Raw genomic sequence first — 18,650 nt, 5'->3', positions numbered from 1 at the left:
CGGGCGGCGGAGTCGATGTCGGCGCCCGGCGCTAGCGTTACGGCATGGCTGCCCGTACGCGTTCGTCCGCCAAGGACCGTCCCTCCTACCGCTGCACGGAATGCGGCTGGACCACCGCCAAGTGGCTCGGCCGGTGCCCCGAGTGCCAGGCGTGGGGCACGGTCGAGGAGTACGGCGGCGCCCCGGCCGTGCGCACCACCGCGCCGGGCCGGGTCACCTCCGCGGCGCTGCCCATCGGCCAGGTCGACGGCCGGCAGGCGACCGCCCGGAGCACGGGGGTGGACGAGCTGGACCGGGTGCTCGGCGGCGGGCTGGTCCCGGGCGCCGTGGCGCTGGTCGCGGGCGAGCCGGGGGTCGGGAAGTCCACGCTGCTGCTGGACGTCGCCGCGAAGGCCTCCGGCGAGGACCACCGGACGCTGTATGTCACGGGTGAGGAGTCCGCGAGCCAGGTGCGGCTGCGGGCGGACCGGATCGGCGCGCTGTCCGACCACCTCTATCTGGCGGCGGAGACGGACCTGTCGGCCGTCCTGGGCCATCTCGACACGGTCAAACCGACGCTGCTCGTGCTCGACTCCGTCCAGACGGTGGCCTCTCCGGAGATCGACGGGGCGCCGGGCGGCATGGCGCAGGTGCGGGAGGTGGCGGGCGCGCTGATCCGGGCGTCGAAGGAGCGCGGGATGTCCACGCTGCTGGTCGGCCACGTCACCAAGGACGGCGCGATCGCGGGCCCGCGGCTGCTGGAGCACCTGGTGGACGTCGTGCTGCACTTCGAGGGCGACCGGCATGCCCGGCTCCGCCTGGTCCGCGGCGTCAAGAACCGTTACGGCGCGACCGACGAGGTCGGCTGCTTCGAGCTGCACGACGAGGGGATCACGGGGCTCGCCGACCCCTCGGGCCTCTTCCTCACCCGGCGCGACGCGCCCGTGCCGGGCACCTGTCTGACGGTGACCCTGGAGGGCCGCCGCCCGCTCGTCGCGGAGGTGCAGGCGCTCACGGTCGACTCCCAGATCCCGTCGCCGCGCCGGACGACGTCAGGGCTGGAGACGTCCCGGGTGTCGATGATGCTCGCGGTGCTGGAGCAGCGCGGCAAGATCTCGCAGCTGGGCAAGCGCGACATCTACAGCGCGACGGTCGGCGGCGTGAAGCTGTCCGAGCCCGCGGCCGATCTGGCGATCGCGCTCGCGCTGGCCAGCGCGGCGAGCGACTCGCCGCTGCCGAAGAACCTGGTGGCGATCGGCGAGGTCGGCCTGGCGGGCGAGGTCCGGCGGGTCACGGGCGTGCAGCGGCGGCTGGCGGAGGCGGCCCGGCTGGGGTTCACGCACGCCCTGGTGCCGTCGGACCCCGGGCGGGTGCCGGCCGGGATGCGGGTGACCGAGGTCGCGGACATGGGGGACGCGCTGCGGGTGCTGCCGCGCCGTCCCCGCAGGGAGCCCGCGGACGGGGCGGACCGGGCGGACCGGGAAGCCCCGGTCTCCGGCGGCTCGCCACTCTCCGGGGGCGCCGGGGGCTGAGCGGACCGGTCCCGTACCGTGGCCCCGGAACGGCCCGTGTCGTACGGCCCGGGGCGGCTCCGCGGGACACAGCTCCGCTCGGATCCGGGCACGGCTCCGGGCAACATCCGGCGCACGGCCGGGGCGGCTGCGGCAGTGCTCCGGTGGCTTGCAGTGCTCCGGTGGCCGAGCGGCACGACCGGGCGGCCTGTGGCAGAGCTGCGGCGGTCTTCCGGTACGGCTCCGGGGACCGGCGGCGCACGGCCTGCGGGCCGCCGCGGGCTGCCGGGCACGGCCGGGCACGGTCCGTCGCGGTCCGGTGCGGGCTGCCTGGCGCGGTCCGTCGCGGTCCGGTGCGGGCTGCCTGGCACGGTCCGTCGCGGTCCCGTGCGGGCTGCCTGGCGCGGTACCGGGAGGCCGGTCCGGCCGGTGCCGGGTGCCGCCCGCCGAGCTGCCGTTCCGGCCGGTCCGCGCGGCCTCCGGGTGGTGTCCGGCGGGGCACCGGCCCACGGGCCACGCGGCGGGCAGCGCGGACGGACCACACAAGTCGTGCGGCCGCCGGTAGACTTTGCCCTGGTCTCGCCCGTACGTACGCACCCGGGCCCCCAATCCTGCGACCGGAGGAGTGCAGTGGCAGCCAACGACCGGGCAGCAGCTCCCGGCAAGTCCGGCGGGAGCTCCGGTAACGAGGGCCTGATGCGCGCCTCGCTGAGCGCGGTCGCGCCCGGCACCGCCCTGCGCGACGGCCTGGAGCGGATTCTCCGCGGCAACACCGGCGGTCTCATCGTCCTCGGCATGGACAAGACCGTCGAGTCGATGTGCACCGGCGGCTTCGTGCTGGACGTGGAGTTCTCCGCGACGCGGCTGCGCGAGCTGTGCAAGCTCGACGGCGCGCTGATCCTCGACAAGGACATCACCAAGATCGTGCGGGCCGGTGTGCAGTTGGTGCCGGACGCGTCGATCCCCACCGAGGAGACCGGCACCCGGCACCGCACCGCGCAGCGGGTCTCCATCCAGGCCGGTTTCCCGGTCGTCTCGGTCAGCCAGTCGATGCGGCTGATCGCGCTGTACGTCGGCGGGACGCGCCGCGTGCTGGAGGACTCGGCCGCGATCCTGTCCCGCGCGAACCAGGCCCTGGCGACCCTGGAGCGGTACAAGCTCCGCCTCGACGAGGTCGCGGGCACCCTGTCCGCGCTGGAGATCGAGGACCTGGTGACGGTCCGGGACGTGTCCGCGGTCGCCCAGCGGCTGGAGATGGTGCGCCGGATCGCCACCGAGATCGCCGAGTACGTGGTGGAGCTGGGCACCGACGGCCGGCTGCTGTCGCTCCAGCTGGACGAGCTGATCGCGGGCGTCGAGCCGGAGCGCGAGCTGGTCATCCGGGACTACGTCCCCGAGCCCACCGCGAAGCGCACCCGTACGGTCACCGACGCGCTCGCCGAGCTGGACGCGCTGAGCCAGATCGAGCTGCTGGAGCTGCCGGTGGTGGCCCGGGCGCTGGGCTACAGCGGCTCCCCGGAGGCGCTCGACTCTGCGGTCTCGCCGCGTGGTTACCGGCTGCTGGCCAAGGTCCCCCGGCTGCCGAACACCATCATCGAACGGCTGGTGGAGCACTTCGGCGGCCTGCAGAAGCTGCTCGCGGCGAGCGTGGACGACCTGCAGACGGTGGACGGCGTGGGAGAGGCCCGGGCGCGCTCGGTGCGCGAGGGGCTGTCCCGGCTCGCGGAGTCGTCGATCCTCGAACGGTACGTGTAGGGGCGCAGGCGTCCGGGCGCGCGGCGGCCCGTACAGGCGGCGCACCGCGTCATCACGTCCGGCCGGGGCGGGGCAGGCGCGAGTGCGTCGTTTCCCCGGAAGCGCACAGGTGCCGCCCGAGCGTGATCAGTGCCGCCCGAGCGTGTAGCGGTACCGACCGAGCGTGTCGGTGCCACCCGAGGGCACAAGTCCGGCCCGCAAGACGTGAATCCCGCCCGGAGGACGTGGGCCCTGCCCGGGACGTACGTCCTGGACGCGAGCCCTTGACCTGGACGCGAGCCCTGCCCGGGGACGTATGACCTGGACGCGAGCCCTGCCCGGGGGGCGTGTTTCCTGCCCGGAGGACGTGGGTCCGCCCACGTGTTGCCCGGCTCTTCGCCGGTGCGGTCCGTCAGTCCCCGTCAGTCCTTCGCGAGCACGAAGGACGTCTTGGCCGTCTTCAGTCCGTCGGCCTCAGCCTCCACCAGATAGGTGCCCGCCTTCACGGACCGGTCCGAGGGCGTCGCGCACTCGGGGGCGCTCGGCTCGCGGTCCCACTCCAGCGTGTACCGCGCCGTTCCGCCGGCCGGGACCCGGAGCAGAATGCCCGCGCTGTCCCGGAGGCAGTCGTCGGAGGCCCACACGGGGTCGTCGCCCTCCGCGGAAGTGATCGTCAGGACCGCCGAGGGGGCACCGAAGTCGACCTTGCAGTCCTGGCCGGAGGAGTTCTCCGCGGTCAGCTCGATCTCGGGCTTCTCACCCGGCGCGTAGGTGTTCTCGACGCTGTGCAGCTTCAGTTCGACGGAGCCGGGGCCGCAGCGCGGCAGGCTCGTGCCGACGGGGATGCCGTTCCATTCGCCACCGCCGCCGGAGCCGCCTCCGCCGCCTCCGGAGCCTCCGCTGCCGCCCGACGAGCCGCCCTCGCCGCCGCCTCCGGCGTCCGTGCCGCCGTCAACGCCCCCCGAGCCGCCGGGATTTCCACCGCCACCGTCGTCGCCTCCGCCCGACTCGTCGCGGCCGCCCGGACGTTCGCTGATCGCGGGCCCGGACGAGGAGGGGCCGGGCGTGATGGACTCCGCGGGGCCGTCGCCGTTCGCACCGCCCTTGCCGTCGCCGTTCCCGGACCCGCCACCGGAGGTGACGGCCCAGACGGCGAGCGCGGCCAGCAGGGCGAGCAAGCACAACGCGACTGCCCTCCGCCGCCAGTAGATTGAGGAGGGAAGCGGCCCGACCGGATTGCGCAGAGATCCCACGCGGAAACCTTACGAGAGATCCGGGCGCGGGCAGGCCACTACCCGCCGCCCGCGGCCGTATCTTTTTCAGTTCATCGTCCCGGGCGCGGCCGAAGTGCCGCCGGGGCCAAGGCTTTCGGCGCCACCGCGGACCGGCGGTCGCCCGGTGTGACGGCCGCCGCGGCTTTCCCCACCGTCCGTGACCGGGTGCGCGGACACGACCGGACCGCGCGGCCACCGGGGCCACAGAGCCACAGAGCCACAGAGCCACAGGGCCACGCCGACACCAGGACACACGGCCACGCCGACACCAGGACACACGGCCACCGGGCCACGCCGACACCAGGGCACGCGGTCACGGCGGCACGCGGTCGTGGGGCGTCACCGCGCTCGGCGCGGAGCGCCCGAACCGGGCGCCGCCCGTGGCAGGATCGGAGGCGCCATGACTACGACCGCCAACGCGGCCCCCGCCGCCCCCGCCGCCCTGCACACCGCCGTCATCGAGTGGTTCGACGAGCACGCCCGCGATCTCCCGTGGCGCCGCCCGGAGGCGGGCGCCTGGGGGGTCATGGTCAGCGAGTTCATGCTCCAGCAGACCCCGGTGGCCAGAGTCCTCCCCGTCTACGAGCAGTGGCTCGCCCGCTGGCCCCGGCCCGCCGACCTGGCCGCCGAGCCGCCCGGCGAGGCGGTCCGCGCCTGGGGCCGCCTCGGATACCCGCGACGCGCCCTGCGGCTGCACGGGGCGGCGGTCGCCATAGCCGAGCGGCACGGCGGTGACGTACCGCACGACCACGCCAAGCTGCTGGCGCTGCCGGGGGTCGGCGAGTACACCGCCGCCGCCGTCGCCTCCTTCGCGTACGGCCGGCGGCACGCGGTGCTCGACACCAACGTCCGCCGGGTGTTCGCGCGGGCCGTCAGCGGTGTGCAGTACCCGCCGACGGCGACGACCGCCGCGGAACGCCGGCTGGCCCGGGCCCTGCTTCCCGAGGACGAGGCGACGGCGGCCCGCTGGGCGGCCTCCACCATGGAGCTGGGCGCGCTGGTCTGCACGGCGCGCGCGCCCGCGTGCGGCCGCTGCCCGGTGGCCGCCCAATGTGCCTGGCGGCTGGCCGGTTCGCCCGCGCACGACGGCCCGCCGCGCCGCGGGCAGACGTACGCCGGCACGGACCGGCAGGTGCGCGGGAAGCTGCTGGCCGTGCTGCGGGAGGCGGCCGGTCCGGTGCCGCAGGCCGCGCTGGACGCCGTGTGGGACGAGCCGGTGCAGCGCGCGCGGGCGCTGGACGGACTCGTGGCGGACGGCCTCGCGGAGCCGCTCGCGGACGGCATGTACCGGCTGCCGCAGGGCTGAACCCCGTACAAAACCGCCCGAACCGCCCCCTGGACGGGCGTGCCCCTCCCACGCGCCCCCGTTGTTACACAACTGATGGGTAGCCGTGCGCCTCCCGAGGGCCGGAACGCACAACTCCGTTACAGCTCCTCCGTAGCTTCTTCCCCATGCCGGGGGGTTCCGGCCACGGGGCAGCACAGCGGAACGGAGGCGGTCGGACATGGACAGCGAGGTACTGGGCTTCGAGGAGTACGTACGGACCCGGCAGGACGCCCTGCTGCGCAGTGCCCGGCGGCTGGTGAAGGACCCCGTGGAGGCGCAGGACCTGCTCCAGACCGCGCTGGTGCGGACGTACGGCCGCTGGGACGGAATCGCCGACAAGACCCTCGCCGACGCCTATCTTCGCCGCGTGATGATCAACACTCGCACGGAGTGGTGGCGGGCCAGGAAGATCGACGAGGTGCCGACGGAGCAGCTTCCGGACGCCAGCGTCGACGACGGCTCGGAGCAGCGGGCCAACCGGGCGCTGCTGATGGACGTCCTCCGGGTGCTGGCCCCGAAGCAGCGCAGTGTCGTAGTGCTGCGACACTGGGAACAGATGAGCACGGAGGAGACGGCGGCGGCCCTGGGCATGTCGACCGGCACCGTGAAGAGCACGCTGCACCGGGCGCTGGCCCGGCTGCGCCAGGAGTTGGAGAGCCGGGAGCTGGAAGCCCTGGAGATGGAACGCACCGAACGCAGCGAACGCACGGACCGTGGGCGACCGCAGTGCGCGGCCTGAGGAGCGCTCGCCCGCTCTCCGACGCCCCGGATCAGCCGGAAAGCCCGGAATGTGAGGCCCGTCCCCCCGGGGCGGGCCTTTCCCCGGCCGTACGGAACCCGGTCCGCCGGAACCCCGTCCGCCGGAACCCGGCGTCCGTGTTCGCAGCCTTCCGGGTCCCGGCGTTCCGGGCCTCGGTGTTGCGGACCTCGGTGTTCCGGGTGCCGGCGTTCCGGACCGCGGATTCCCGGACACCGGATTCGCGAGTCCCTGTCTCCCGGGTCTCCGCCTTCCGTTCCGCCGCGTTCCGCGCGGCACTGCTCCGCCGGACCGGCGCCGCCGTCGCGGGAACCTCCGCCGTGGCGCTGCTCGCCGCCGGGTGCGGCTCGGCCGGCACCGGAGTGCGCGAGGAGGGCCCGGTCGACACGGGTTCGCCGACGGTGGTCTCCTCCGCCCCGGCCCCGTCCGAGTCGCCGGACCGGGTCGACGCGGTGCGGCTGATCAAGGGGGACCCGAAGGTCAGCAGCGACATCCGCAAGGGCCTCAAGCCGTGCGCGGCGAACGAGTACCCGGTGGACGTCAGCTACGGCACCCTCACCGGGAACTCCGAGCCCGACGTCGTGATCAACGTACTGACCTGCGGAGACTCCTTCGGTATCGGCAGTTACGTCTATCGCGTCGACAGCGCCGCGGGCGACGGCACCGACGCGTACGAGAACGTCTTCACGGACGAGAGCTCACCCGTCTACGCCGAGATCACCAGCGGTGAACTCGAAGTCAGCAAGCAGGTCTACGGCCCGGGCGACAAGGTCTGCTGCCCCTCGGGCGAGGACGTGATCACATACAGCTGGTCCGGCGGCCGCTTCGACGAGCGGGCCCGGACGCACAACGACTACAGCAAGGCCGCGGGCGGCGGCACCGAGACCGGCGCGGAACCGGAGGACTGAGCACAGCAGATGGCCGCGACCCATGTTCTGTTCGTCGAGGACGACGACGTCATCCGGGAGGCGACACAGCTCGCCCTGGAGCGTGTCGGCTTCCATGTCACGGCGGCCCCGGACGGCCTGACGGGGCTGGAACGGTTCCGCGCGGACCGGCCGGACATCGCGCTGCTCGACGTCATGGTGCCCGGGCTGGACGGGGTGAGCCTGTGCCGCCGCATCCGGGACGAGTCGACGGTTCCGGTGATCATGCTGTCGGCCCGGGCCGACTCGATCGACGTGGTGCTCGGTCTGGAGGCCGGGGCGGACGACTACGTGACGAAGCCGTTCGACAGCGCGGTCCTCGTGGCCCGGCTGCGCGCGGTGCTGCGGCGGTTCGGGCACGCCCACGGCCGGGACGGCGGCCCCCGGGCGGAGGAGACGGCCCCGGACCCGGCCGGCGAGGTGCTGCGCTTCGGCGATCTGGAGGTCGACACGGAGGGCATGGAGGTCCGCAAGGGCGGTGAACCCGTGGCGCTGACACCGACCGAGATGCGGCTGCTGCTGGAGTTCTCGGCCGCGCCGGGCACGGTGCTCTCCCGCGACCGGCTGCTGGAGCGGGTCTGGGACTACGGCTGGGGCGGCGACACCCGCGTCGTCGACGTCCACGTGCAGCGGTTGCGCACCAAGATCGGCCAGGAGCGGATCGACACCGTCCGCGGCTTCGGCTACAAACTGCGCGGCTGAGGCCGGAGCACCGGGAGCGGCCATGGAGAAGCGAGATCCGGCACGGCGCCCGGGGCTGCTGCGCCGGGCCCTCCCCCGGCGCCTCCGGGTGCGCGTGCACACCGGGCTGCGCTGGAAGCTCAGCGCCGCCATCGCCGCGGTCGGGGCCCTGGTCGCCCTCGCGCTGAGCCTCGTCGTCCACAACGCGGCGCGTGTCTCCATGCTCGACGGCAGCCGGGACGTACAGGACGAGCGGGTGCGGTTCGCGCAGCGGATCTACGAGTCCACCGGGCGGCTGAACTACGACGCGCGGATCGACGACCCCGAGCTGCCCGACGAACTGCGGGAGGCCGTGCTGCGCGGACAGCGGGCCACCTATCTGGACGACACGGGCGACGACGCCCCGGAGGTGTGGGCCGCGGTACCGCTGGCGAACGGCAAGGTGCTGTCCATCCACACCCGGTTCACCGACCGCTACGCGGTGCTCAACGACCTCAACCGGGCCCTCTCGCTGGGCTCGGTCGTCGTCGTGGGCGGCGGCTGCCTGCTGGGCGTGCTCGTCGGCGGCGGGCTCTCCCGGCGGCTCCGGCGGGCCGCGACCGCGGCCCGCAAGGTGGCGCGGGGCGACACCGAGGTGCGGGTGCAGGACGCCATCGGCAGCCGGGTCCGGGACGAGACGGACGAGCTGGCGCGGGCCGTCGACGCCATGGCCGACGCGCTCCAGCAGCGGCTGGAGGCCGAGCGCCGGGTCACCGCCGACATCGCGCACGAGCTGCGCACCCCGGTCACGGGGCTGCTCACCGCCGCCGAGCTGCTGCCCCCGGGCCGCCCCACCGAGCTGGTACGGGACCGGGCGCAGGCGCTGCGGACCCTGGTCGAGGACGTGTTGGAGGTGGCGCGGCTGGACAGCGCCACCGAGCGGGCCGAACTCCAGGAGATCGCGCTGGGCGAGTTCGTCACCCGCCGGGTCCGGGTGCTGGCGCCGGAGGCCGAGGTGGTCGTGGCGCGGGACGCGAACATCGAGACCGATCCCCGGCGGCTGGAGCGGATCCTCGGCAATCTGCTGGCCAACGCGGCCAAGCACGGCGGCGAGCCGGTCGAGGTCACCGTCGACAGCCGGGTGCTGCGGGTGCGCGACCACGGTCCCGGTTTCCCGCCGGAACTGCTGGCCGCGGGCCCGGACCGGTTCCGCACCGGCAGCCCGGACCGCTCCGGACGGGGCCACGGCCTGGGCCTGACCATCGCCGCGGGCCAGGCGCGGGTGCTCGGTGCCCGGCTCACCTTCCGGAACGCCCCGGCGCCGTTCCCCGACGAGGACACACCGGCCGTGCAGAAGGCCCCGGGCGGGCCCGGAGCGGCCGCCTCCGGCCCGGCCCGGTCCCCCGGCACCGGGGCCTCGGCGGCCGTCACCCCGGGCTCCGGGTCCACGGGGCCGGACACGACGGACTCCGGGTCCACGGGACCGGCCCCCGCGGAGCCGGCGGCCGGCGGCCCGGCTCGGCAGAGCCCCGGACCTGCCGGAACGACGGGCTCCGGGCCCGCCGGGGCTGCCGGTTCCACGGATTCCGGGGCCGCGGGCACCACGGGGTCTACGGGCTCCGGGCCCGTGGGGTCCACAGGGTCCACGGCGTCCACGCGCTCCGGACCCACGGGATCCACGGGCCCCTCGGGACCCACGGCTTCCGGCCCCGCGAGCCCGGGAGCCACCGCGACGGAAGCCACCGCAGCGGGGGCCGGGAAACCCGGGGCCGGAAAGGCGGAAGCCGGGAAGCCGGAAGCCGGGAAGCCGGAAGCCGGGCCGACCCGCGCATCGGGTGCCGCGGCGGCCGGTGGGCCGGGACCCAACGGGCCGGCGGGCGGCGGCGAGGCGGCCGGGACCGGGAAGGCCCGCGGCACGGACCCGGAGGCCGCGGCCCGGAACGGCGGCGCACGGTCGAACGGCGGGGCCGTGGCGGTGCTGTGGCTGCCGCAGACCGCGCCCACGGAGACCGGCGGCATCCCCGCCGTCACCCTGCCGGGCTGAGCCCGCCCGGACCCCCGCGGCCCGCCGCGGACCCTCACGACCCGCCATGACTCCGGCGACCCGCCCGGGCCCGCACGTCCCGCCCCGACCCTCAGTTCACGAGTCCACGAGTTCACGGGTCCACGGGTCCACGGGTCCACGATGCGTCGCCCTCCCCCGCGTCCACGCACTCAACTCCAGCTCTTGTCCAGGTCCAGCTCCTGGTTCTCCTGCGTGAAGGAGAACCAGTTCCCCGAGTCGTCGCGGAAGAGCGCCTCCGTCCCGTAAGGCCGCTCCTGCGGCTCCTGGAGGAACTCCACGCCCTTGGCCCGCAGCGCGGCGTAGTCGCCGTGGACGTCGTCCGTCCGCAGCACGCCGCCGCCGATGACGCCCTTGGCCACCAGGGTCCGGATCGCCTCGGCCGACTCCGGGTCCAGCCCGGGCGGGCCGGGGACCATCAGCGTCAGGCTGACGTCCGGCTGGTCCTTGGCCCCGACGGTCAGCCAGCGCATGCCGCCGTCGCCGCCGATGGTCATGTCCGTACGGACCTCCAGGCCGAGCTTCTCCGTGTAGAACTCCTTGGCCCGGTCCTGGTCGAGGACCCAGACGGTGGCGATGGCCAGTCCTTTGATCATGAGGTGCTCCTGGAGCGAAGGGTGCGGAAGAACAACGGAAGGGAGAGTGCGGGAGAACGGACGGCGGTCCCGGGAGCGGTGCCCGAAGCGCCGTGTTCTCACCGTAGGCAGGGCGCCCCCCGCCGCGCTTCTCAAGAATTGCGCTCCCCGCCGCCCGGCGGGCCGCCCCGCCCGGGGAAGCCGCCGGACCAGAGCAGGGCGTAGCAGCCCGGTATCAGCGCGGCACCGCGGCCGGCGTGCCGGGAGCGGTACTCGCTCGGGGTGAGGCCCGTGCGCTGCTTGAAACGCGCGGAGAAGCTGCCGAGGCTGCTGAAGCCGACCAGGGTGCAGATCTCCGTGACCGAGAGGTTGGCGGTGCGGAGCAGTTCCTCGGCGCGTTCGACGCGGCGGCCGGTCAGATACTGGCCCGGGGTACTGCCGTAGACGGCCTTGAAGGCGCGGATGAAGTGATAGCGCGAATAACCGGCGTGCGAGGCCACCGCGTCCAGGTCGAGCGGCTCGGCCCAGTCGCGGTCCATGACGTCCTTGGCGCGCCGCAGCTGGCGGAGACGGGCCAGATGCGCGGCGCCGGGAATCATCGTCCCCATGCCGGGCATGCTGCCAGGCACCACCGACAATGGCCCCGCGCCCAACCCACCGGCCCCGCGCCAACGGCCCGGCCGCGCCGCGCCGGACACCGCGCCGCACGACGACGAGGGCGACCCCCGGGACGGGCTCGGAAGCCGTCGCCGGGGGTCGCCCTCGGTCGTGTCACCGGGACCCGCGGGCCCCGTCCGGTCCGGGCGTCACAGCGTGACGCCGCGCTCCTTCAGGAAGTGGACCGGCTCGACACCGGAACCGTAGTTCGGGGTCGTACGGGTCTCGAAGTGCAGGTGCGGGCCGGTGGAGTTGCCGGTGCTGCCGACCTTGCCTATCTCCTGCCCGGTGGTCAGCTGCTGACCGACCTTGACGTCGATCTTCGAGAGGTGGCCGTACTGGGTGTAGGTGTTCGCGTCGTGCTTGATCACGACGTTGTTGCCGTAGCTGCCGCCCCAGCCGGCGGTCACGACGGTGCCGCCGTGCGCGGCCTTGACCGGGGTGCCGGTCGACGCGACGAAGTCCTGGCCGGAGTGCTTGTTGGCCCAGCGGTCACCGCCGATGCCGAACGTCGAGCCCTTGGTGTAGTCGTCCACGGGCTTGACCCAGGACTTGGCCAGGTTCTCGCGCTTCGAGCGGTCCGCGGCGGCCTTCTCGGCCGCGCGCTCCTCGGCGGCCTTCTCGGCCGCGGCCTTGCTGTCGGCAGCCTTCCGCTGGGCGTCGGCCTGCGCCTCGACCGACTTCGTCACCGAGGCGGTGCCGGTGCCCGAGGTCTTGGCGGCGTTGGCGGCGGGTTCGGCCTGCGCGTCGTCCTGTGCGAGCGCGGCCCCGGTCCCCAGCACGGCGGTGGCTCCCAGGCCGGCGGCGGCCAGGGCGGCGCGGCGGCGCATGGGGGTCATGCCGGCGAGGATCTGGGCGTGCTTCGACATAAGGGGGCTACCTCCGAAGAAGGGGGAAGATCGGGCGAAACGGCGTGAATCAAACATTCCGCCGCGATCGCCCTACCTTGGTAACCCGCCCCGCCCAGGGGGACAAGAACCCCATCTACTACCAAATGCCGTAGTCACCGGGCGCCCGGATCCCCGACTCGGAGCAGCGGCGGACGGCCCCGCACACCCTTCGAAACCCCCACCGCGAGGGAAGAGGGCCCTGGCAGGCCCATACGCGGGGCCGCTAAACCCCGTCTTTCCAAAATCTTCCGGACATCTGGCCCATACGGCTGACCACGGAAGCGACAAACCACTCGTGCGGGGAGAAAGGGCGTGTCCTATGTCGCTTCGTAGGTGACGCCCGCCACGTGCGGCACATCACGGATTTCCATGATCGATGACTTCTCGGGGCGCTTTCTGGGAGGCTTTTCCGGGGCGCGCCCGCATCGCACGACGGGCGCCGCACCCGCCTCACCCGGGGACACACGGGGGAACGCACGGGGTACGGGAGGCCGCCGGACCATGGAGCCCGCAGTCGTAGGCGCACGCCTCGCGTCGAGCGCCGTCGCGCCGCTCGTCAAGAAGCTCTTCGTCACCGAGGGGCCGGGAGCCGGCCTGGTCGACAAACCGGTCCGGGTCTCGGCCCGCCTGTCGTTCCGCGGGGAGAAGCGGACCCTCACGGAGCGCGATCTGGTGAAGATCGCGGCCGAGCTGGTGCGCCGGGCCGTGGACACGGGGGAACCCCCCGTCGCCCCCGAGGAGGAGCGGGCGGTCGTGGACGCGCTCGCGAAGACCCTGCACGCCCTCGGCGACCTGGACATGAGCGACATGTCGGCGGTCCAGCTCGGCCACCGCAACCTCAGCCGTCTCCTGCGCCGCACCGCCGACGACCCCTCGATACTCCTGTCCGCCGACGCCTCCGTCCTCTACCACCGGCTGCTCGACACGGCCTGCCTGCACATCTTGCACTTCTTCACGCAGCGTTCCGACTTCGTCGCCCGTTCCCTGGTCGAGCAGGCCCGCGGCAACGCCGAACTGATCGCCAAGGTCGACGAACTGATCGCGCGCACCCCCCGGCAGGACATGCCCGACGTGGCGTTCGAGCGGCGCTACGCGCAGTACGTCGCCGAGAAGCACGCCAAGCTCACGATCGTCGGCCTCGACCTCAGCTCCGCGGAGGCCAGCTGGCCGCTGGACACCGCCTATCTGAGCCTGCAGGCCGTCCGGCGCCGCGACGAGGCGGGACCGGAGGGCGAACTCACGGGCATCGGCTTCGAGGGCGAACTCACCGGTCTCGGCTTCGAGGGCGAGCCCGTCACCACGCCCGTCGACACCAACCGCATCTTCACCGGCCAGGACCGGGTCCTGCTGCGCGGCACGGCGGGCTCCGGCAAGACCACGCTGGTGCAGTGGCTGGCCGTGTCGGCGGCCCGGCAGGAGCTGCCGGACGGCATGGACGCGCTGCGCGGCCGGGTCCCCTTCGTCCTGCCGCTGCGCAGCGTGATGCGCGCGGCCGGCCTGCCGCTGCCCGGCGACTTCCTGGGCGCCGTGCACAACCCGCTGCACACCGCCCAGCCGGACGGCTGGGCGGACCGGGTCCTGCGGGCCGGGCGCGGACTGCTGCTCGTCGACGGCCTGGACGAGATCCCGGAGCGGGACCGGGCCCGCACCCGGCAGTGGCTCGGCGATCTGCTGATCGCCTATCCGGGCAATCTGTGGCTGGTGACCTCGCGCCACTCGGCGGTCGCCGACGGCTGGCTGGCCGGCCAGGGGTTCGGCGAGCTGGTCCTCGCCCCGATGAGCCGCAACGACGTGGCCTCGTTCGTCGACCGCTGGCACGACGCGGCCCGCGCCACCTGCCGTACGGCCGAACGCGCCGCCGAGCTGGACCGCTTCCAGGCGGCCCTGCACATCGCCGTGCGCACCAAACGGGACCTGGGCCGGCTCGTCACCAACCCGCTGATGTGCGCGATGGTCTGCGCCCTGCACCGGGCCCGGAACGGCTACCTCCCGCCCGGCCGCAAGGAGCTGTACGAGGAAGCGCTGCGCATGCTGCTCACCCGCCGGGACGCGGAGCGGGACATCCACGCACCGGGCGACATCCAGCTCACCGAGGAACCGCAGATCCAGCTGCTCCAGCGGCTCGCGTACTGGCTCATCCGCAACGGCCGCACCGAACTCGACCGGACGCGGGCCGAGCGCATCGTCGCCGACGCGCTGCCCTCGGTGCCGTCGGCGGCCGGGCAGGGCGACGCCGCGCGGATCTTCGGCCATCTGCTGCTGCGCAGCGGACTGCTCCGCGAGCCGACGGTGGGCACCGTCGAGTTCGTGCACCGCACCTTCCAGGACTACCTGGGCGCGAAGGCGGTCGTGGAGGAGTGGGACGTCGGGCTGCTGACGCGGAACGCCGTGGACACCCAGTGGGAGGACGTGGTGCGCATGGCCGTCGCCCACGCCAGGCCGCGCGAGCGGGCGGAGATCCTGCGCGATCTGCTCGCGCACGGTGACGCGGCCGCCGAGGCAGCCGTACGTGCCAGGGTCCATCTGCTGGCGACGGCCTGTCTGGAACACGCCACCGAGCTGGACCCGGGGGTCCGCCGGGCCGTCGAGGAGCGCACCGCCGCGCTCATCCCGCCGCGCACCCCGCAGCAGGCCCGCGAGCTGGCGGCGATCGGCCCGCTCGTGCTGGAGCTGCTGCCCGGCCCGGAGGAGCTGACCGCCGCCGAGGCGACGACCGTCGTCACGACCGCTTCGCACATCGACTCGGACGCCGCTCTGTCCTTCCTGTCCCGCTTCCGCTCGCACCCGGCCCTGCCGGTCCGCTCGCAGCTCGTCTGGGCCTGGCCCCGCTTCGACACCCGGCGCTACGCGGACGAGGTGCTCGCCCATCTCGGCCGCGACGACCTGTACTTCACCGCGCCGACCCCCGCCCACCTGTCCGTGCTGCGGGAACTCGGCGGCCGCCCCCGGCTGGAGATCCGGGACCGGGCCACGCTCGACGCCCTGCCCGCGTACGCCCGCGCCACCCGCCTCACCCATCTGACGATCCGGAACGTCGCCTCGCTGCGCGACGTCCACTTCCTGCGCGACCTGCCCGACCCGCCCGACCTCCGCGATCTCCAGATCAGCGACTGCCCCTCCCTGACCGACCTCTCCGCGCTGGCCCGGCTGCCGCTGGAATACCTCTCGCTGGCGGTGCTCCGGAAGTGCCGGGCGCTCCCCTCCCTGCGCGACCTGCACGGCCTGAAGACCCTGCTGCTCAACGCGCCGGACGTGCCGCTGCGGCTGGCCGGCCTGTCACCGGACGCTCCCCTGCGCACCCTGGTCGTCTCCTCCGTGGACTCCGGCCACGGGGGCGGGCTGCGGGGCATCTCCGCCTGGCCGACGCTGCGGCGCCTGCTGCTGGGCGGCCTGAGCGACGCTCCCCGGAGCGAGGACGAGTGGACGGAACTCGCCACCCTCCCCGAGCTGCGCCAACTGCACATCGACGACCGGTCGCCGGCCCGCTGCCCCGCGGACCTGGCGCTGCCCGGGGTGGAGAGCGTACGGCTGCACTGCTCCGGCGACGGCCACCCGGACCTGGCCCGGGTCGCCCGGCACTTCCCCGGGCTGACCGATCTCGAACTCGCCCCCCTGCACGGCGATCTGTCCGGCCTCGACCTTTCGCCGCTGGCCTGCCTGCCCGGCCTGGAGGTCGTCCTGCTCCCGCCCCGGACACCGGGGCTGCGGGGCACCGACCGGCTGCCGGACGCGGTCCGTGTGGTGACCCGCCCCGGCCTCGTCGCGTCCCCGCCGCTGAGGAGCTGACGGGACCGCCCGCCCGGCCCCGGTGCCGCCGCGGGTCCCCAGCACGGGTCAACGCCGCCGCACCCCGTGCCCCGGCCCGCGTCCCGGCCGGGTCCGGCCCGTGCCCCGGCCGCATCCCACCCCGCGTCCCGGCCCGTGTTCCAGCTCGTGTCCCGGCCCCGGGAAAGCTTGTTCCCTGAACAATCGTCGGCGCCGAGCCGGTTCACGAGCGGGGCCGCTCCCCTACTCTGGGTGTTCACAGACGTCGGCCACAGCCAGCCCCGGGGGGGACGGGACATGCATCCCGAGGACGCCGCGTTCGAGGAGCGCTACGCCCAGGACATCATCGCCGGACACAACCACCTGACCATCTACGGCATCGACCTCACCCACTCGCCGGACAGCTGGCCGCTCGACCCCGCCTTTCTGCCGCTGGAGGTCGAACCGTCCGCGGCCGGGTCGGACGACGCCCGGCGGCAGCCCGTGCTCCCCGCCGAGCAGGTGCTGGCCGTACACGAGAAGGTGCTGCTGCGCGGCGTCGCCGGGTCGGGGAAGACGACGCTCGTCCAGTGGCTCGCGGTGTCGACGGCCCGGGACGCGCTGCCGGCGCGGCTGGAAACGCTGCGCGGCCGGGTGCCCTTCGTGCTGCCGGTGCGGCGGTTTCCCGAGCCCGGGTTCCCCGAGCCGGAGGACTTCCTGGCGGCCGTACGGCATCCGCTGGCCGGTGAGCAGCCCGGCGGCTGGGCCCGGCGCGTGCTGTCCGAGGGCCGGGGGCTGATGCTCGTCGACGGGATCGACGAGGCCCCGGAGGACCGCAGGGAGCGGCTGCGGTCGGAACTGCGGAAGCTGGCCGACGCCTGCCCGGGCAACGTCTGGCTGGTGACCTCGCGCCCCTCGGTGGTCCCCGAGGACTGGCTGACCCCGTACGGCTTCGCGGAGTTCAAGCTGGCTCCGCTGAACCGCGAGGGTGTCGCCGCCTTCATCCAGCGCTGGCACGCGGCCGCCTGCAAGAACGCCCCGGGGAACGCCCAGGACCTGGACCGGCTCCCGGAGTACGAGCGGACGCTGCTCCAGGCCGTGAGGATCACCCGGGAGCTGGGCCGGCTGGCGACCAACCCGCTGATGTGCGGGCTGCTGTGCGCGCTGCACCGGGACCGGCGGGGCTATCTGCCGCGCGGCCGGCGGGCGCTGTACGACGCGGCGCTGTCGATGCTGCTGGAGCGGCGTGACCGCGAGCGCGACATGAGCCTGACCGACGGGATCGACCTGGCGCAGGAGTCGAAGGTCCAGCTGCTGCAGAAGCTGGCGCACTGGCTGCTGGTGAACGGCCGCTCGGAGATGGAGCGTTCCACCGCCGTCGAGGTGCTGGCACGGTATCTGCCGTCCATCCCGGAAGCGCTCAAGCAGGGCGCCCCGGAGGACATCTACCGGCATCTGCTCAACCGCACCGGGCTGCTGCGCGAGCCCACCCCGGGCTCCGTGGACTTCGTGCACCGCACCTTCCAGGACTATCTGGGCGCGCGGGCCGCGGTCGAGCGCCACGACTTCGACTTCCTGATCGAGCAGGCCCACCAGGACGAGTGGGAGGAAGTCATCCGGATGGCCGTGGCGCTGGCCCGGCCCGACGAGTGCGCCCATCTCCTGCAGGGGCTGCTCGCAGCGCGCCCGGGCACCAAGCCGGTGCACGCCCGGCACCGCAAGCTCCTCGCCGCCGCCTGCCTGGAGCACGCCACCGAACTCGACCCGGCCGTACGGGAGCGGGTGCAGCAGTACACGAAGAACATCGTGCGCCCGACGACCGACGAGGGCGCGCGGGCGCTGGGCTGGATCGGCCCGATCGCCCTGGAGCTGCTGCCCGACCCGGTGGGCCTGCCCGACCGGGAGGCGCACCGGCTGGCGATCACCGCGACGTCCATCGACGACGACCGGGCCATCGACTATCTGGTCCGGCTGCGGGACCGCGAGTCCTGGCACATCCGCTCCCGGCTGGCGGGCGCCTGGCGGCGGTACGACACCGACCGGTACGCCGACGAGATCATCGCCCATCTCGACGAGCACGAGCTGGACTTCCCGGTGTCGACCCTGGACGAGCTGCACGCGCTGCGCCGGCTCGGCGGACGCCCGTCGGTGCAGATCACCGGACCGTTCACGCCGGAACAGCTGGTCGACGGGCTGGTCGCGGACCGGCTGCGGCATCTGTGGATGGCCTACGACCTGGCGCACGGGGCGGGCACGGGCACCGGCACCGGCACCGGCACCGGCGGGATGGAGTGGCTCGCCGCGTTCCCGGAGCTGCACACCCTGACGGTGAGCCGGAACATCCAGCCGGTCACGGGCGTCCCGGAGCACGTACAGGTCAACACGGTCTGACCGCGCCCGCCGGACCGGGAGGGCCGCCGGACCGGGGAAAGCCACCGCGCCGGGGAGAGCCGACGGCCCGCGGAGAGCCGACGGCCCGGGCTTCCGGGCGCCGGGATGCCGGGCCGCCCGGCCGCCGGAACCCCGGGTGAGCACGAAAGAGGGGCGGCCCCGG

Annotated in this window: 12 protein-coding genes and 1 pseudogene; 9 read left to right on the top strand and 4 right to left on the bottom strand. The window is 74.1% G+C overall.

Translation table 11 applies throughout. The features are described from left to right. Positions 1-44 precede the first annotated feature (44 nt). Together radA and disA are read left to right on the top strand one after the other, a co-directional pair. Complete coding sequence (radA, locus tag GCU69_RS19390) at positions 45-1,511, top strand: DNA repair protein RadA (protein ID WP_156206734.1); 1,467 nt, start codon at positions 45-47, stop codon at positions 1,509-1,511. 609 nt (positions 1,512-2,120) lie between these two features. Beyond that, complete coding sequence (gene disA / locus GCU69_RS19385) at positions 2,121-3,245, top strand: DNA integrity scanning diadenylate cyclase DisA (RefSeq protein WP_098752467.1); 1,125 nt, start codon at positions 2,121-2,123, stop codon at positions 3,243-3,245. A 401-nt stretch (positions 3,246-3,646) separates the two neighbouring features. Here the strand turns inward: disA and GCU69_RS33060 are convergent, their stop codons facing one another. Continuing rightward, entirely contained in the window at positions 3,647-4,408 is a 762-nt protein-coding gene (locus GCU69_RS33060; RefSeq protein WP_156206733.1) for a hypothetical protein, read from the bottom strand. A gap of 490 nt (positions 4,409-4,898) precedes the next feature. Here GCU69_RS33060 and GCU69_RS19375 point away from each other — a divergent pair, with 490 nt between their 5' ends. From GCU69_RS19375 to cseC, 5 genes and pseudogenes are all read left to right on the top strand, one after another. After that, positions 4,899-5,804 carry an HhH-GPD family protein gene (locus GCU69_RS19375; RefSeq protein ID WP_156206732.1) on the top strand — a complete coding sequence of 302 codons (906 nt, stop codon included), beginning with the start codon at positions 4,899-4,901 and terminating at the stop codon, positions 5,802-5,804. Positions 5,805-6,003: 199 nt separating this feature from the next. Further along, on the top strand, positions 6,004-6,564 hold the full coding sequence (locus GCU69_RS19370; protein ID WP_098752470.1) for a SigE family RNA polymerase sigma factor: 561 nt from the start codon (positions 6,004-6,006) through the stop codon (positions 6,562-6,564). Between the two features lie 338 nt (positions 6,565-6,902). Next, positions 6,903-7,490 carry a hypothetical protein gene (locus GCU69_RS19365; RefSeq protein WP_328630007.1) on the top strand — a complete coding sequence of 196 codons (588 nt, stop codon included), beginning with the start codon at positions 6,903-6,905 and terminating at the stop codon, positions 7,488-7,490. Positions 7,491-7,499: 9 nt separating this feature from the next. Further along, the gene (gene cseB / locus GCU69_RS19360) at positions 7,500-8,210 is read left to right on the top strand and encodes a two-component system response regulator CseB (RefSeq protein WP_156206731.1); all 711 of its coding nucleotides are present in this window, start codon (positions 7,500-7,502) and stop codon (positions 8,208-8,210) included. 22 nt (positions 8,211-8,232) lie between these two features. After that, positions 8,233-9,501, top strand: a pseudogene (gene cseC / locus GCU69_RS19355) (two-component system sensor histidine kinase CseC); the annotation flags it as partial. Between the two features lie 881 nt (positions 9,502-10,382). On the opposite strand, the gene GCU69_RS19350 reads toward cseC, so the two are convergent. The 3 genes from GCU69_RS19350 to GCU69_RS19340 all read right to left on the bottom strand — a co-directional run bounded on the left by GCU69_RS19350 (position 10,383) and on the right by GCU69_RS19340 (position 12,331). Continuing rightward, complete coding sequence (locus GCU69_RS19350; RefSeq protein WP_156206730.1) at positions 10,383-10,826, bottom strand: VOC family protein; 444 nt, start codon at positions 10,824-10,826, stop codon at positions 10,383-10,385. A 131-nt stretch (positions 10,827-10,957) separates the two neighbouring features. Further along, positions 10,958-11,404 carry a helix-turn-helix transcriptional regulator gene (locus GCU69_RS19345; protein ID WP_235978576.1) on the bottom strand — a complete coding sequence of 149 codons (447 nt, stop codon included), beginning with the start codon at positions 11,402-11,404 and terminating at the stop codon, positions 10,958-10,960. A 207-nt stretch (positions 11,405-11,611) separates the two neighbouring features. Next, a complete protein-coding gene (locus GCU69_RS19340; RefSeq protein ID WP_098752473.1) occupies positions 11,612-12,331 on the bottom strand; it encodes a M23 family metallopeptidase in 720 nt (239 codons plus the stop codon). Between the two features lie 522 nt (positions 12,332-12,853). Between GCU69_RS19340 and GCU69_RS19335 the strand changes: the two genes are divergently transcribed. Both GCU69_RS19335 and GCU69_RS19330 read left to right on the top strand, forming a co-directional pair. After that, on the top strand, positions 12,854-16,138 hold the full coding sequence (locus GCU69_RS19335) for an NACHT domain-containing protein (protein WP_156206729.1): 3,285 nt from the start codon (positions 12,854-12,856) through the stop codon (positions 16,136-16,138). A 276-nt stretch (positions 16,139-16,414) separates the two neighbouring features. Continuing rightward, positions 16,415-18,487 (top strand): NACHT domain-containing protein, encoded by a 2,073-nt coding sequence (locus tag GCU69_RS19330; RefSeq protein ID WP_156206728.1) that lies wholly within the window; start codon positions 16,415-16,417, stop codon positions 18,485-18,487. The last annotated feature ends 163 nt before the right edge of the window (positions 18,488-18,650 follow it).

The sequence above is a fragment of the Streptomyces lycii genome, from assembly GCF_009735685.1.
GTDB classification, from domain to species: domain Bacteria; phylum Actinomycetota; class Actinomycetes; order Streptomycetales; family Streptomycetaceae; genus Streptomyces; species Streptomyces lycii.
This window is presented reverse-complemented; position numbering and strand designations above follow the sequence as displayed.

Coding starts and splice junctions, on each gene's coding strand:
- GCU69_RS19350 (WP_156206730.1), bottom strand. CDS start 10,826: ATGATCAAAGGACTGGCCATCGCCACCGTCTGGGTCCTCGACCAGGAC.
- GCU69_RS19370 (WP_098752470.1), top strand. CDS start 6,004: ATGGACAGCGAGGTACTGGGCTTCGAGGAGTACGTACGGACCCGGCAG.
- radA (WP_156206734.1), top strand. CDS start 45: ATGGCTGCCCGTACGCGTTCGTCCGCCAAGGACCGTCCCTCCTACCGC.
- GCU69_RS19335 (WP_156206729.1), top strand. CDS start 12,854: ATGGAGCCCGCAGTCGTAGGCGCACGCCTCGCGTCGAGCGCCGTCGCG.
- cseB (WP_156206731.1), top strand. CDS start 7,500: ATGGCCGCGACCCATGTTCTGTTCGTCGAGGACGACGACGTCATCCGG.
- GCU69_RS19375 (WP_156206732.1), top strand. CDS start 4,899: ATGACTACGACCGCCAACGCGGCCCCCGCCGCCCCCGCCGCCCTGCAC.
- GCU69_RS19340 (WP_098752473.1), bottom strand. CDS start 12,331: ATGTCGAAGCACGCCCAGATCCTCGCCGGCATGACCCCCATGCGCCGC.
- GCU69_RS19330 (WP_156206728.1), top strand. CDS start 16,415: ATGCATCCCGAGGACGCCGCGTTCGAGGAGCGCTACGCCCAGGACATC.
- GCU69_RS19345 (WP_235978576.1), bottom strand. CDS start 11,404: ATGATTCCCGGCGCCGCGCATCTGGCCCGTCTCCGCCAGCTGCGGCGC.